Here is a 14196-nt window from a genome sequence, read left to right on the forward strand (position 1 = left end):
GTGCAGATTCAGATCCTGTTGCTGTTGCGCGAATTGCAACGCGAGATGGATATGGCGGTGATTTTCGTCACCCATGACATCGGCGTGGCGCAGGAGGTCTCGGACCGCATCGGGGTGATGTATGCCGGCCGCTTCGTCGAGATGGCACCGACCCGCGACATCATCCGCAGCCCGCGCCACCCCTACACGCACGGCCTGCTGGCGGCGACGATCCACGGCCAGCGCCGGGGCGATCATATCCAGACCATCCCGGGCGCGCCGCCCAACCTGGCGCACCTGCCCGAGGGCTGCGCCTTCGCCGAGCGCTGTGCCCGCACCGCTCCGGCATGTCGCGCCGCCATGCCCGCTCTGGCGCCGCTGAGCCCGGGCCATGCGGTGCGCTGCCGCGATCCGGAAGCGGAGACCTCTGCGGGGCAGCCCCGGTGACCGTCAGCGGCGTGCCTTCTCCGGGCTGGCGCGAGCGCCTGGTTCAGGGGGCGATCGCGGTTCTCGGGGCGGCGATGTGGGTGCAATGTATCCAGCACATCCTGTGGCCGGTCGCCGGGCTGCGATATGCCGCGATGGGGCTGCTCGGTGGATATCTGGTGCTGACGCTGCCTCAGGTCGGGCGCGGCACCCGGTGGATCGTGCTGGCCTGTCTGGGGGTGACGGGGCTGTGTCTGGCCAGCGGCTCGCCGGTATCGGCAGCGCTGTCGGGCCTCGATACCGCGCTGGTGTTCATGGGCTGCTTCCCGGCGATCGCGATGATCCGGTGGGCGCTGGAGCGCGGCGGCACCCTGAGCCGGATCGAGGCACGACACCGCGATCTGCCGCCGCAGGCGCGCAGCGATTCGCTGCTGGTCGTCGGTCATGTGATCGGCGCGGTGGTGACGATGGGCGCCTTCGCCATCGTGATGCCGCCGGCCGATCAGATGGGCGAGCTGCGCCTGCGCACGCAAGCGGCACGGGTGGCGCTGCGCGGGGTCAGCCTTGCGGTGCTGTGGACGCCGTTCACCGTCGGCATGGGATTTGCCGTACATGGCTTTCCGCAGGTGCCGCTGTGGCAGGCGATCCTGTGCGGCATGGGGCTGGCGCTGATCGGGCTGGCGTTGTCGATGGGGCGCGGCGCATTCAGCGGTCTGCGCCGGATCGCGCCCGGGCTCGGTTCCGTGGCCGTGCCGGTGCTGGGGGCTTCGGCGGTGCTGGCGGCGGTGAACCTGCTCAGCGCGATGCCGGCCATGGACACGATTATCCTGACGGCCCCGCTGGCGGTGCTGGCCTTCGCGCTGATCGCCCATCGCGCGGCCCTGCCCGGGCTGAAACCCGTGCTGCGCGCCAGCCTGAACGGACTCGGCAACGAGATGGCGCTGTTCTCGGCCTCGGTGGCGATGGGGATGGCCCTGACGTCGAACCCGGCGTTCCGCGCGGCGCTCGACGGGCTCGATCTGGCGCGGCTGCCGGCGGTGATGACGGCGATTTTCGCGATGCTGAACGGGATCGGCATCGCCTGACATTCGACAAACGGCCAGCTTTCTGGCGCAAGGGAAGGACAGATCATGACGTTACCCGATACCGCGGTGCCGACCATCGCCCAGGCCCGCAGGATGCTGAGCGGAAGGGAAATCTCGGTGCCCGAACTGGTCGAGGCCTGCCTGAGCCGCGTCGCGGCCTACGAAGACACCGTCCACGCCTTCGTCACCCGCACCATCGAGACAGCCCGCGCCGAGGCCCGCACCCTGCAAGCCGAGCTCGATGCCGGCCGCCCGCGCAGCCCGCTGCACGGCATCCCGATCGGGCTGAAGGACATCTATGACACGCAAGGTGTGCTGACCACCGCCCACAGCAAGGTGCTGGAAGACAACATCCCCGCCGAGGACGCCACCACCGTCACCCGCCTGCGTCAGGCGGGGACCGTCAGCCTCGGCAAGCTGTCGACCTGGGAATTCGCCATCGGCGGGCCGAGTTTCGATCTGCCCTGGCCGCCGGCCACCAACCCGTGGAACAGCGATCACGACCCGGGCGGCTCGTCCTCGGGGACCGGGGCGGCGGTTGCGACGGGGATGGTGATCGCGGGGATGGGCACGGATACCGGCGGCTCGATCCGCATTCCGGCGGCACGCTGCGGCATCGCCGGGCTGAAGCCGACCTATGGCCGGGTCAGCCGCCGGGGGGTGATCCCGCTCGCCTGGAGCCTCGATCACGCAGGGCCGATGTGCTGGACCACCGAAGACTGCGCGCTGATGCTGCAAGAGATCGCCGGTCACGATCCGCTGGATCCGGCCTCGGCGCGGGCGGCGGTGCCCGATTACACGACGGCGCTGGCGCAGGGCATCCGCGGCAAGCGCATCGTCGTGCCGCGGCATTTCTTCGAGACCGACAGCCCCGCCGATGCCGATTGTCTCGCCGCCTTCGAGGAGGCCCTTGGCGTGCTGCGCAGCCTCGGGGCGACGGTGACCGGGATCCGGCTGTCGCCGCTGCAAGATTACGTTGCCTGTCAGACGGTCATCTCGCGCTCGGAATCCTATACCGGGCACGAGATCAACCTGAAGACGCGGCCCGGAGACTATGGCCGCTTCGCGCGCGAGCGCATCACCCTCGGCGCGTTCTACACCGCCGCCGATTACCTGCAGGCGCAGCGCCGCCGCCGCGAGCTGAGCGCGGAATTCGCCCGCGCCATGTCCGGGGCCGATCTGTGCGTGCTGCCCACCCTGCCCGGCGGCGCCCCGCCGATGCGCGGCCAGTCGACCCACGCCATGTTGGAGCGCCCGCTGTATGTCCAGCCGTTCAACGTCACCGGCTCGCCCGCACTGTCGGTGTGCAACGGCTTTTCCCCGGCCGGGCTGCCGTTCGGTCTGCAGATCGTCGGCCATCCGTTCGACGAAGCCGGAGTCCTCGCCGCCGGTCACGCCTATGAGCAGGCGACCGCCTGGCGCGCACGCCATGCCAACCCGCTGCACCCCTCGCCATGGGCAGCGGCCCCCGCCGTGTAATTCCCTGCAACCTACCGATACAGAAAGATTTCCCATGACGACAGATCCCAACATGACCGCCACGCTGAGCGACAGCGAGGTCGACACCCTGATCAGACGCTCCGGGCTGAGCCCCGATGCAGAGTTGCGCTCTGCGCTTCATGCGTCATGGACCCATGCTGCGCAGGTGACTTCGGCGGTGCGCAAACCCCGTCCGCACAGCGCCGAGCCCGCGCATGTCTTCGCCCTGCCGGTGCCGCCCGGGCAGCAGCTGTAATCCCGCCGCGGCCGGCCGTTCAGTCGGGGAGGCGGATCTCGGTGCGGAAGGCGCCCGACGGGCCGCAATGCCAGGTTTCAGAGCGCTGACACAACCGCCCCCCGGCCTCGAAGAAGCTGCGGATCAGCCGGATCGCCGGAACGACCTCGGTCGCGGGCAGGTCCGGGGCGAAATAGCGGCGCGCGCCCGCCGGCGCGGTGGCGGCGAAAAATTCGACCGTGGCATCGCGGACATCGGTGCCGAACATCCGGCGGATGATGCGGTAGAACGGTTCCGCCCCGATCTGCGGATCGTCGAAGATCGGACGGAATTCGGCTCTCAGGAAGGCATGGGTATAGGCGGCGGGCCGCCCCGTCGCGATATGGCGGCGCAGCATCTCGCAGCGAAACCACTCGCCATCCCGCGCAAGGCCATCCTGCGCAAGACCGAGCCGGGCGACATCCTCCGGCTCCGCCGCCGAAAGCCCGAGGATCTCGAGACGGGTCTCGTCGAGATCGTAAAGCGAAAAGGTTTCGAGGGAATGAAGCTGCATCGTGTAGGTGCTGCCCGCCGTGCGCAGCACCACCGTTCCCGCGCCCTGCCGGCGGCTGATCAGACCGCGCATCTCCAGCCGGCGCAGCGCCTCGCGCACGGTCGAGCGGCTGACCCCGAGATCGTGCGCCATCTGACGCTCCGGCGGCAGAGTGGCACCGACCGGCAGCCTCCCCGCAGCGATCTGATGCGCCAGATCGAGGCTGAGCGTTTCGTAGCGCGGCACACGCTGGGACATCGGTTCCCTCCCCGGAACGCCCGCGCCATCCGGGGCGCGCACCGGGGCAGTTTACACGCAGCCCCCCGGCCCCGCCAAGGCCCGGCGGCCGAGGGCCTATTCCGCCGCCGCCGCTGCGTCCTTCACCCCCGCCGTAAGGGTGCGGATCACCTGATCGGTGTCCTGAACGTCGCAAAAGCTCTGGATCAGGGCGTTCAGCGCGCCGTTGTGATCGGCATCCGAGAACGCCGCGCAGCCGTCCGAGACGAACAGCGTCTGATAGTTCAGCATCATCGCATCGCGCGCGGTGGACTCGCAGCACACATGCGTCGCCACGCCGGTGATCACCACGGTGTCGATGCCGCGTTCCTGAAGATGGGCGGGCAGATCCGACGCCCCCTGAATGAACGCGCTGAACCGGCACTTGCGGATCTGCGCGTCTTCGGGACGAACGTCGAGGTCGGGATACAGCTCGTGGCCGAGGCTGCCGGGTGCCATCTCGCGATACATCGCCTCGCGGTTGGCCTCGTTGAGGATCTTGTCGGTCCACACTGACCAGCTGCGCCGGGTTTCGGGCAGCAGCGTGTTGCGGATCCACACCACATGGCCGCCGCTGTCGCGAAACGCCGCGGCGAGGCGGTTGATGTTGGGCACGATCTCGCGCCCGACCGGCAACTCGGCCGGCATTCCGGGGGCGAGGAAGCAGTTCTGCATGTCGACCACGATCAGCGCCGAGCGTGCCGGCTCGATCCGGTCGTAGATCTGCAGCTTGCCGCGGCGCCCCATCAGGCGGCGCATGGTCTGCTCGGTGATCTCGATTCTGTGCATGGGATATCCTTTCGCGGGTCAGGAAAAGGCGATGTCGGGGCGCAGGTCGCGGGCGCCGAGGGCGCGTTCGATCACCCGGCCGGCGCGATAGGCGAGGGCCTCCTGAAACGGTGCGGCGACGATCTGCACCGAAGCGGGCAGCCCGCCCGCATCCGGCCCGCAAGGCGCCGACAGCACCGGGTTTCCGGTGACGTTGAACGGACCGGTCAGGTTCAGCCCGCTCAGCATCGTGCCGGGTTTCTGCGCCGCGGCCACCGGCGCATCCGAGGCGCCCGACAGGCACAGCAGCAGGTCGAAGTCGCGAAATGCCGCGGCGAATTCGGCGATCATTTCCTGCCGGCGGCGCAGGGCCTGAATGTAATCGGCCGCACTCAGCAGGGCGCCCACGGCCAGCCGCTCGCGCAGGAACGGGCCAAAGATCCCGGGTTGGGTGCGAAAGTCCTGCTCATGCACGGTGAAGGCCTCGGCCAGCAGCATCACCCGGTTGACGGCGATGAAATCCTGAACCGGGCTGCCCCGCCATTCGCCGATCTCGGCCCCGGCGGCCCGCAACGCCCCGGCCGCGGCGTCGAGCGCGGCGGTGACCTCGGGCGAAAGGCGCCCGGCGCAATCCTCGACCCAGCCCGCCATGACCCCGATCCGCAGCCCGGCGACGCCGGCGTCGATGCCGCTCGGAAAATCCGGCACCCGTGCGGCGGCAGAGCCCGGATCCCCCGCATCGTATCCTGAAATCGCATTCAGCATCAAAGCGTTGTCGGCCATCGTCCAGGTCATCGGCCCGGCGTGATCGAGGCTCCATGCCAATGGCGAGATGCCGCGCCGCGACACCCGGCCATAGGTCGGTTTCATCCCCGCGAGGCCGCAATAGGCCGAGGGGATGCGGATCGAGCCCCCGGTATCCGTGCCGATCGCCGCCGGCACGATCGCCGCCGCGACCGAAGCGCCCGAGCCGCTCGATGAGCCGCCGGGATAATGATCCAGGTTCCAGGGATTGCGCGCCGGGCCGGTCGGCAAGGTCGGGTCCGGGCCGCCGATGGCGAATTCATGGGTTTCGGTCTTCGCGAGAACGATGGCGCCGGCGGCGCGCAGCCGCCCGACCACCACGCAATCCGCGGCCGCCGGACCGCTTTGCCCCGTCGTCAGCCGCGAGCCGTTGCCGGTCTCGTATCCGGCGACGTCGCAAATGTCCTTGATCCCGACCGGCACGCCATGCAGCGGGCCGCGCAGCCGCCCCGCCGCCAGATCGGCATCGGCCGCCGCCGCCTCGGCCAGAACCCGGTCCGGATCGAGCGTGGCGATACTGCGCAGCCGGCTTCCCAGACGTTCGGCGCGGTCAAGGGACACCCGGGCCACTTCGCGCGCCGTTAGCCTGCCGTCGCGAATATCCGCCGCAAGCGCGGTGACGGTGCGTTGCCAAATCTCCATCTGATCATCCATTCTGGCTGTCGTCTGAAAGGCAGCATCGGCGCGATCGCCATATGGTCCGAACCAATTTCATCTGGGACAGGCCAAAACGGTCGCAAATCGCGAAATTGCCCAATCGGCAGGACATCCGGGGCGGAGTTGCCCGTTCTTTCACACGCCGCCGGATGGCCGCCCGGAGACAGCACCGCAGGGCGGGGCATAGCGGGCGCGCGGGCGGATGATCTCGTTGCGCTCAGCCTGTTCGATGGCGTGCGCGGCCCACCCCGCCATCCGCCCGACGCCGAAGATCGCGAAGGCGGCGGTCGCGGGCAGGGCGTGACACTCGGCCAGCGCGGCCAGCGCCGCGTCAATGTTGGGCGCGAGCCCCAGATGCGCCGCGGCCGCCCCGACCGCCGCTCGCGTCCCGTCCTGCGCCGGCAGCGCATCGAGCAGACAGCGCGCCCGGATGTCTCCGTCTGGGTAAAGCGGATGGCCGAAGCCGAAACCGTAGGGCGACACGCCCGGACGGGCCGAAAGAAAGGCCCCGAACCGCCCGCGCCGCGCTGCCTGCAACGCTTCGCGCGCCAGAACCGCGACACCGCCGTGACGCGGGCCGCTCAACGTCGCCATGCCCGCCAGCAGCGCCGCCGGCAGGCTCGCCCCGGTCGAGGCACAGACCCGCACCGCGAAGGTCGAGGGGTTGAGCTCGTGATCGCTGAGCAGCACGAGCGCGCGGCGCACAGCGTCGGTGGCGGCCGTATCCAGCCCCCAGGCCGCGCGAAACCGCAGATGCACCGCGCCCTCGCCCGCCCGGCCCAGCATCGCATCGGTCACCCCGGCCAGCAGGGCCGGCAACTCGCCCCCGATTTCGGCCCGCGCCCGGCCCTGCATCGGGGCCGCCGTCGCGGCCCGGGCCGACAGGGCGGACAAAACCCGGCCAAGAGCGCTGTCGCCGCCGCCGTCGAAGGCAACGACGGGCGTGGAAAACGGCGCGATTGCGCACAGATGGGCGGCAATGTCCTCGCAGTTCATGTTCTGCGCACAATCTTCAGCCGGACGCCCGGCGAAGCGCAACCGCCCATCGCCGATATCGGAGACCGACGTGCTCAGCACCGGATCGCCCCAGCGGATCGCGGCGCGGGCGACCTCGGCGCGGGCGCGGGGGCGGCGATGGCGCGCCAGCAGCGCCAGAATATCGGCCCGGGCATAGAGGCTGCGCCGCGCGTCCTGCCGATCCGACTGAACCCGCACCAGCGCGCGGCTGGCATAGGCATAGAGCGTCTGCGCCCGCACCCCCAAAAGCGCGCAGGCCGAGCGCGCGTCGATCCACTCCGGTTCCGTCATGCCCGTCTCCGAACGTTTCGGGTTGCCCGGCCAATCTGCATGACCCGACACCGCACATGGTTGCGGAATTTACATTGATTGTCTTTATCAAGATTGCCACCGGCGCCTGCCGCGCGCTGTCCTGAACCTCACCGGATCGTGGAGCGCCTCATGAAACCCCTGTTCATTGCCGAAATCGACGCAGCCCTGGGCGCGGATCTGCCCGCGGAGGTCACTGTCCATGACAGCGCGCCGGCGATGCTGCCCTCGGTCTTCGCGGTTTCGGATCTGGCCTGCGCGGCGATGCGCGCGGCCGGGACGGAGCTTGCGGCCTGCCTCGGGGCGGGGGCGATTGCGCTCGACCGGCGGCTGACGCTGATGTGGTTTCAGACCAGCCTGCGGCCGCAGGGATGGGCGGTGCCGGCAGCTTGGGATGCGATTGCCGGCGATTATCGGGCCCGCGACGGTTGGGTGCGGCTGCACACCAATGCCGCGGCGCATCGGGCGGCGGCGCTGTCGGTGCTGGGCTGTGCGCCCGATCGCACCGCGGTGGCCGAGGCCGTCCGCGACCGGGACCGCGACGCGCTGGAGGCCGCCGTGGTCGCGGCGGGCGGGGCTGCGGCGGCGATGCACGATCTGGCTGGCTGGGCTGCCCATCCGCAGGGCCGCGCCGTCGCGCAGGAGCCGCTGATCGCCTGGACCGACGCCGGTCAGGCCCCGGCCCGCCCACGGCCGGGGCTGCGCGGCCTGCGGGTTCTGGATCTGACGCGCGTGCTGGCCGGGCCGGTCGCGACGCGGTTTCTGGCCGGCTTCGGCGCCCAGGTCCTGCGCATCGACCCGCCCGGCTGGGACGAGCCCGGGATCGTCCCCGAAGTCACGCCGGGCAAGCGGTGTCTCGGGCTCGATCTGCGCCGCACCGCTGACCGGGCCCGGTTCGAGGCCCTGCTGTCGGGCGCCGACGTTCTGGTCCATGGCTACCGGCCGGGCGCGCTGGACGGGCTGGGCTACGATGCGGCCCGGCGCCGTTCCCTCGCCCCGGCGCTGATCGAGGTCACGCTCGACGCCTATGGCTGGGCCGGCCCCTGGGCGGGGCGGCGCGGTTTCGACAGCCTGGTGCAGATCAGTTGCGGCATCGCCGAGGCGGGGATGCGCCGGACGGGGGCCGCGCGCCCCGTCCCCCTGCCGGTGCAGGCGCTGGACCATGCGACGGGCTATCTGATGGCGGCGGCGGTGCTGCGCGCGCTGCGCCGGCGCGACCGCACCGGGCAAATCGCCTCGGCGCGGCTGTCGCTGGCCCGAACGGCGGCGCTGCTGACCTCGGCCGGGGAAGAAGAACAGCGCCCCGACCTCGCCCCGGAAACCGCCGCCGATCTGGCACCGGAGACCGAGGCCACCGTCTGGGGCCCGGCGCGACGGTTGCGGTTCCCGATCCGGCTGCCGGACGGATCGGGCGCGCGCTGGTCGTGCCCCGCCGGGCCGTTGCGCGCCGCCCCGCCCGGGACGGTCTGGGCCTAGGCCTGCTCCGTCAGCCGGCCGGTCAGCGTGGCGCTGTCGGTCACGTCGCCGAAGAACAGCGCGAAGTTGATCAGCGCGGCGGCGTGCTCGTCATCGCGGATCGTGGCGTTGGCGTCTGACACCATCGTGGTGCGATAGTTCAGCATCATCGCGTCGCGCGCCGTCGACTCGCAGCACGCGTTGGTCATCGTGCCGGCGACCCAGATCGCGCCGATCCCGCGCGCGCGCAGGATCTGATCGAGCGCCGAGGCCCCGCTGACGAAGGCGCTGTAACGGGTTTTCTCCACCACCAGATCGCCGTCCTTCACCTCAAGGCCGGGCCACAGCTGCGAGCCTTCGGCGTCGCGCTGAAGCGCCTCGCAGCGGCGGGCGTATTTGTCCGGGCTCATCAGGATACGGTGGAAATGCGGGATCGAGAGCTCGGCCTCCGGGGTGTAGAGCGTGCGGATCCACACCACCGTGCCGCCTGCGCTGCGCAGCGCATCGGCCAGCGCGTTGACCGTGCCCACGATCTCGCGCGATTTCGGCACCGAGGCGCCGGATGCCGGATCCATGAAGTAATTCTGCATGTCGACCACCACCAGAGCGGTCTGCCCCGGCGCCACATCGTCATGCACGATCGCCTTGCCCTGACGCGCCAGAATCCGCTCCTGCGCCCAATCCGGCATCTCGAAATTATGTATGTTGCTCATCTTTTCCCGATTTCCCTGTCAGATCGGCCTGTTTTTTAGCCGAACGTGAAACTTTCCCGCTCATTTTCGGCAAAATCTTGTATACAGTATACGGTATCCGTAGGCCATCCCCATCGTTCACTCATCTGGCAGACCGTTCCATGAAACCGTTCAAGACACTGTGCGCCTCGATGGCCGTCGCCGCGAGCCTGCTTTCCGCCGCCCCCGCCGGGGCTCAGGACACCACCAAAATCAAGTTCATGGAGGTGATCCACTCGCTGTTCTACGCGCCGCTTTATGTCGCGAAGGGACAGGGCTACTTCGCCCGCCACGGCATCGACTTCGATCTGCTGGCGGCGCAGGGCAGCGACAAGGCGACCGCCGCCTTGCTGGGCGGGGCGGCCGACATCGCGCTCGTCGGACCGGAAACCTCGGTCTATGTCCAGACCGGCAAGTCGCCGGTGAAGATCCGGCTGTTCGCCGGGCTGACGGCGACGGACGGTTCGTTCCTGATGGGACACGAGGCGATCGACGGCTTCGACTGGAGCCAGCTGCGCGGCAAGAAGATCCTCGGCTGGCGCGAGGGGTCTTCGCCCGCGCTGTTCCTGCGCGCCGCGCTGAAGAAGCACGGGCTCGACCCCGACAAGGACGTGCAGATCGTCACCAATATCGCGCCCGCCGCGCGCACCGGCGCCTTCATGGCGAAGACCGCCGATTTCGGCACGTTCTTCGAGCCCGACGTCTCGGTGATGGCGGCGACGAAGGGATATGTGCCGCTGGCGAACGTCGGCTCCGAGGTCGGGCGGATCGACTATACCGTCTTCGCCGCCACCCAGACCTTCATCGCCGAGAAGCCGCAGATCGTGCAGGGCTTCACCGATGCCATCGCCGAGGCCGAGGCCTGGGTCGCCACCGCCTCGCCCGAAGAGGCGGCGAAGGTGCTCGAACCGTTCTTCCCGGGCGTCGATCCGGCGGTTCTGCAGACCAGCTTCGAGCGTCAGCGCGCCGCCGGCCTGTGGAAAGCCACCCCCGTCATCGCGCCCGAGGCGATCTCGGCATTGCAGGATATGCTGATCGACGGCGGGCTGATGCGTGCCGAAGACCGCCAGCCCTACGAAGCCCTCGTCGCCCCCGAATTCGCCGCGAAGGCCCGGTGATGCAGGTGCAGCCCCCCCTTCCCGCCACGGCTCTTCCCGCCACAGCTTTTCCCGCCGCGGCGCGCACCGTTCCGCCCGCCGTCGAATTCCGCGACGTGCACCTGCATTACTTCACCGACAAGGGCGAGACTCACGCCCTGTCGGGCATCAGTTTCACCGTCCGGAAGGGCGAGTTCATCTCGCTCGTCGGGCAGTCGGGCTGCGGCAAGAGCACGATGCTGTCGCTGCTCGCCGGGCTGATCCGGCCGACCTCGGGCGAGATCCTGATCAACGGCCGCCCGGTGTCCGGACCGCCGCCCGAAGTGGGTTTCATGCTGCAGCAAGACAGCCTGTTCGAATGGCGCACCATCCTCGACAACGTGCTGCTCGGGCCGGAGGTGCGCGGCATGGACATGATGGCCGCCCATCACCGCGCTGAACGGCTGCTGAAAAGCTATGGCCTCGGCCAGTTCATGGGCCATCGTCCGACGGAACTCTCTGGCGGGATGCGCCAGCGCGCGGCTCTGGCGCGGACCATGTGTATGCAGCCCGATCTTCTGCTGCTCGACGAGCCGTTCTCCGCCCTCGACTTCCAGACCCGGCTGTCGATCGCCGATGAGATCGGCGCGATCATCCGCTCCGAGGGCAAGACCGCGATCCTCGTCACCCATGACATCCCCGAAGCCATCGCGATGGCCGACCGGGTGATCGTGCTGGCGCCGCGCCCGGGGCGGTTGCGCTCGATCCACGAGATCCGTTTCCCGAGTGCGGGCGACACCCGCCCGGGCGCCTTCGCGGCCCGCGAAGCCGCGGAATTCCAAGGCTATTTCAACCGCATCTGGGGAGAGATGGAAGACCATGCCTGAGACCGTTTCCGTTTCGCCCGGGGTCAGCGCCGCGCCGAAGACGCCCAGCCCCGCCTACCGCGCCTGGCAGGGCGCTCAGCGCCGGCGCCGGATGCTGATCGCGCTCAGCCGGATCGCTCTGCTCGGGCTGTTTCTGGCCGCGTGGGAGATCGCGCCGCGCATGGAATGGGTCAACCCGATGCTGACCAGCTACCCCTCGGCGGTGTGGCAGGCCACGGCCGAGCTGATCGGCGACGGTCAGCTTTGGTCGAACCTGTGGGTGACGCTGGTCGAGGTGGTGATCAGCTTCGCCGCGGCGATGATCGGCGGCACCGCCATCGCCGTCGCGCTGTGGATGTCGCCCGCGCTCGAACGGGTGCTCGATCCGTTCCTCGTGGTGCTGAACGCGCTGCCGAAGATCGCGCTGGTGCCGATCTTCTATATCTGGCTCGGTCCGACCGGGTCGATCTACGCGGTGGCGATCGCGGTCTCGGTCTTCATCACCATCCTGATGCTGTATACCGGGTTCCGCCAGACCGACCCGAACAAGGTCAAGCTGGTGCGCACCATGGGCGCGAGCCGGGCGCAGGTTCTGGGCAAGGTGGTGCTGCCGGGCAATATCGACACCTTCACCGCCGCGCTGAAGGCCAATGTCGGGCTGTCGCTGGTCGGCGTGATCGTGGGGGAATTCCAGGCCTCGACCGCGGGTCTGGGCTATCTGATCGTCTACGGCAGCCAGATCTTCCGCATGGACATGGTGATGGCGGCGATCGTGGTGCTCGGGGTGATCTCGATCGCGATCTACCTGCTGATCCAGATGCTCGAACGCCGGCTGGCGCGCTGAGCGGACCTTTCCGGCCGGGCGGTTCGCGCCGCCCGGCCCCATCCTTCGCGAAAGACCTTTCATGCCCTCCTTCCTTTCCGTCGCCGATCCGTCGCACTGGCTGATCGCAGGGGTAATCGTGTTTCTCGGCTCCTGTCTTCAGGGGCTCAGCGGGGTCGGCCTCGGCATGGTGGCGGCGCCGATCCTGCTGCTGAGCGTGCCGCAGCTGGTGCCGGGGCCGCTGTTGTTCATCTCCTGCGTGATCTCGGTGATGTCGCTGTGGCGCGAGCGCGATGCGCTCGACACCTCGGGGCTCGGCTATGCGCTGGCGGGGCGGCTGGTCGCCTCGGCGCTGGCGGCCTGGGCCATCGGCTTCCTGCCCGCGCGCGAGATGAGCCTGCTGTTCGGCGCGGTGATCGTGCTGGGCGCCGGGCTCAGCCTGACGCGGCTGCGCTTCGCGCCCACGCGCCCGGCGCTGCTGGTGGCGGGGACGCTCTCGGGGTTCATGGGCACGCTGACCTCGGCCGGGATGCCACCGATGGCGCTGGTCTATCAGAACGCCCGCCCGGCGACGATCCGGGCCTCGCTGTCGGGGTTTCTGGCGCTTGGAACGGTGTTCTCGATGATCTCGCTCGCGGCGGTCGGCCGGTTCGGCGTGCAGGACGTGATGCTCGGTCTGTTCCTGCTGATCCCGATGGGGCTCGGCTACCGGGTATCGACGCCGCTCGCGCGCCGGGTGCCGCGCGCCACGCTCCGGCTGATCGTGATCGGGCTGTCGGCGCTTGCGGGCTTCGCGCTGCTGGCGCGCGGCCTTTGACCTTTCCCCCGGGCAGGCGCGCCATTGCAACGCCCCCGGTCTTCGATGCAAGATCGCCCCGCAAGGAGGGCCCCATGCAGGATAATTCCGGCGATGCGCCGCAAAAGATCGGACAGATGCACGGTGCCCTGTTCACCAAGGTCTATGAAGAGATCAAGAAGGGCATCGTCTCGGGGCGGTTTCGCGCCGGCGACCGTCTGTATGAAGAGCGCCTGGCCGAGGAATTCGGCGTCTCGCGCAACCCGATCCGCGAGGCGTTCCGCCTGCTCGGCTCCGAGGGGCTGGTCGAGGTCATCAACCGCCGCGGTGTCTATGTGCGCTTCCTCGATCAGCGCCAGTCGCGCGAGATCGTCGAGATCCGCGCCGTTCTCGAAGGCCACAACGCCCGCCTCGCCGCCCGGCGCGGCGATCCGGCACTGCTGGCGCAGGCGCAAAGCATTCTCGACGAGGGCAGCCGCGCCCTCGACGGCGGTTCCCCCGAGATCCTGCCCGGCCTGAACGAGAGGTTCCACGACATGCTCGCCCGCGCCGGCGACAACGAGCTTTTGCAAGAGATGCTCGGTCAGCTGCGGCTGCGTTCGGCGCTGCTGTTCGCCAAGGCCGACCCCACCATCCAGCGCGACAGCTGGAGCGAGCACGCCCATATCCTGAAAGCGATCATCGACCGGGCCGAGGACCGCGCCGCCGATCTGGCGACCGCGCATGTGCTGAATGCCGGTCGCCGCGCCGAGGCGATCTCGGGCGCCGAACGTGTCGACGTCCCGCCCGACACCGATGAGGCGGACCGGCCCGGCCGCACCCGGCGCGGTCCCCGCGCCTGACCGGCCGCCGGGCTCAGTTCTGCGTCACCAGCGCGTGCAC

15 protein-coding genes are annotated in these 14196 nt (G+C 69.5%); 10 read left to right on the forward strand and 5 right to left on the reverse strand.

Translation table 11 applies throughout. The features are described 5' to 3' along the window. From CG50_RS11945 to CG50_RS11960, 4 genes are all read left to right on the forward strand, one after another. A partial coding sequence (locus CG50_RS11945) for an oligopeptide/dipeptide ABC transporter ATP-binding protein (RefSeq protein ID WP_036638678.1) occupies positions 1–426 on the forward strand: 426 nt, incomplete at its 5' end. Further along, positions 423–1490: a hypothetical protein gene (locus CG50_RS11950; protein WP_036638680.1), complete on the forward strand. Its 1068-nt coding sequence runs from the start codon at positions 423–425 to the stop codon at positions 1488–1490. The genes CG50_RS11945 and CG50_RS11950, both read left to right, overlap by 4 nt. Positions 1491–1535: 45 nt before the next feature. Further along, entirely contained in the window at positions 1536–2969 is a 1434-nt protein-coding gene (locus CG50_RS11955) for an Asp-tRNA(Asn)/Glu-tRNA(Gln) amidotransferase GatCAB subunit A (protein ID WP_051909948.1), read from the forward strand. Between the two features lie 34 nt (positions 2970–3003). After that, positions 3004–3225 carry a hypothetical protein gene (locus CG50_RS11960; RefSeq protein ID WP_036638682.1) on the forward strand — a complete coding sequence of 74 codons (222 nt, stop codon included), beginning with the start codon at positions 3004–3006 and terminating at the stop codon, positions 3223–3225. Positions 3226–3244: 19 nt separating this feature from the next. On the opposite strand, the gene CG50_RS11965 is transcribed toward CG50_RS11960, so the two are convergent. The 4 genes from CG50_RS11965 to CG50_RS11980 all read right to left on the reverse strand — a co-directional run bounded on the left by CG50_RS11965 (position 3245) and on the right by CG50_RS11980 (position 7549). Beyond that, complete coding sequence (locus CG50_RS11965) at positions 3245–3994, reverse strand: GntR family transcriptional regulator (protein ID WP_036638684.1); 750 nt, start codon at positions 3992–3994, stop codon at positions 3245–3247. 96 nt (positions 3995–4090) lie between these two features. Next, entirely contained in the window at positions 4091–4801 is a 711-nt protein-coding gene (locus CG50_RS11970) for an isochorismatase family protein (RefSeq protein WP_036638686.1), read from the reverse strand. An 18-nt stretch (positions 4802–4819) separates the two neighbouring features. After that, positions 4820–6226, reverse strand: coding sequence for an amidase (locus tag CG50_RS11975; protein WP_036638702.1), 1407 nt, complete (start codon positions 6224–6226; stop codon positions 4820–4822). 150 nt (positions 6227–6376) lie between these two features. After that, complete coding sequence (locus tag CG50_RS11980) at positions 6377–7549, reverse strand: citrate/2-methylcitrate synthase (RefSeq protein ID WP_036638704.1); 1173 nt, start codon at positions 7547–7549, stop codon at positions 6377–6379. A gap of 150 nt (positions 7550–7699) precedes the next feature. Between CG50_RS11980 and CG50_RS11985 the strand changes: the two genes are divergently transcribed. Further along, on the forward strand, positions 7700–9043 hold the full coding sequence (locus CG50_RS11985) for a CoA transferase (protein WP_036638688.1): 1344 nt from the start codon (positions 7700–7702) through the stop codon (positions 9041–9043). Here CG50_RS11985 and CG50_RS11990 read toward each other — a convergent pair. Beyond that, on the reverse strand, positions 9040–9735 hold the full coding sequence (locus CG50_RS11990; RefSeq protein WP_036638690.1) for a cysteine hydrolase family protein: 696 nt from the start codon (positions 9733–9735) through the stop codon (positions 9040–9042). The two genes, CG50_RS11985 and CG50_RS11990, sit on opposite strands and share 4 nt — an antisense overlap. Before the next feature lie 140 nt (positions 9736–9875). Between CG50_RS11990 and CG50_RS11995 the strand changes: the two genes are divergently transcribed. From CG50_RS11995 to CG50_RS12015, 5 genes are all read left to right on the forward strand, one after another. After that, on the forward strand, positions 9876–10871 hold the full coding sequence (locus CG50_RS11995; protein WP_036638693.1) for an ABC transporter substrate-binding protein: 996 nt from the start codon (positions 9876–9878) through the stop codon (positions 10869–10871). Further along, on the forward strand, positions 10871–11716 hold the full coding sequence (locus tag CG50_RS12000; RefSeq protein ID WP_036638695.1) for an ABC transporter ATP-binding protein: 846 nt from the start codon (positions 10871–10873) through the stop codon (positions 11714–11716). The genes CG50_RS11995 and CG50_RS12000 overlap by 1 nt, the downstream gene beginning before the upstream one ends. Next, positions 11709–12539 carry an ABC transporter permease gene (locus tag CG50_RS12005; protein WP_036638697.1) on the forward strand — a complete coding sequence of 277 codons (831 nt, stop codon included), beginning with the start codon at positions 11709–11711 and terminating at the stop codon, positions 12537–12539. The genes CG50_RS12000 and CG50_RS12005 overlap by 8 nt, the downstream gene beginning before the upstream one ends. Before the next feature lie 61 nt (positions 12540–12600). Continuing rightward, positions 12601–13335, forward strand: a complete 735-nt coding sequence (locus CG50_RS12010; protein WP_051909952.1) for a sulfite exporter TauE/SafE family protein — start codon at positions 12601–12603, stop codon at positions 13333–13335. Positions 13336–13409: 74 nt separating this feature from the next. Next, positions 13410–14156, forward strand: coding sequence for a GntR family transcriptional regulator (locus tag CG50_RS12015; RefSeq protein ID WP_081880410.1), 747 nt, complete (start codon positions 13410–13412; stop codon positions 14154–14156). The last annotated feature ends 40 nt before the right edge of the window (positions 14157–14196 follow it).

It is taken from the genome of Paenirhodobacter enshiensis (assembly GCF_000740785.1).
In the GTDB taxonomy this organism is placed as follows: domain Bacteria; phylum Pseudomonadota; class Alphaproteobacteria; order Rhodobacterales; family Rhodobacteraceae; genus Rhodobacter; species Rhodobacter enshiensis.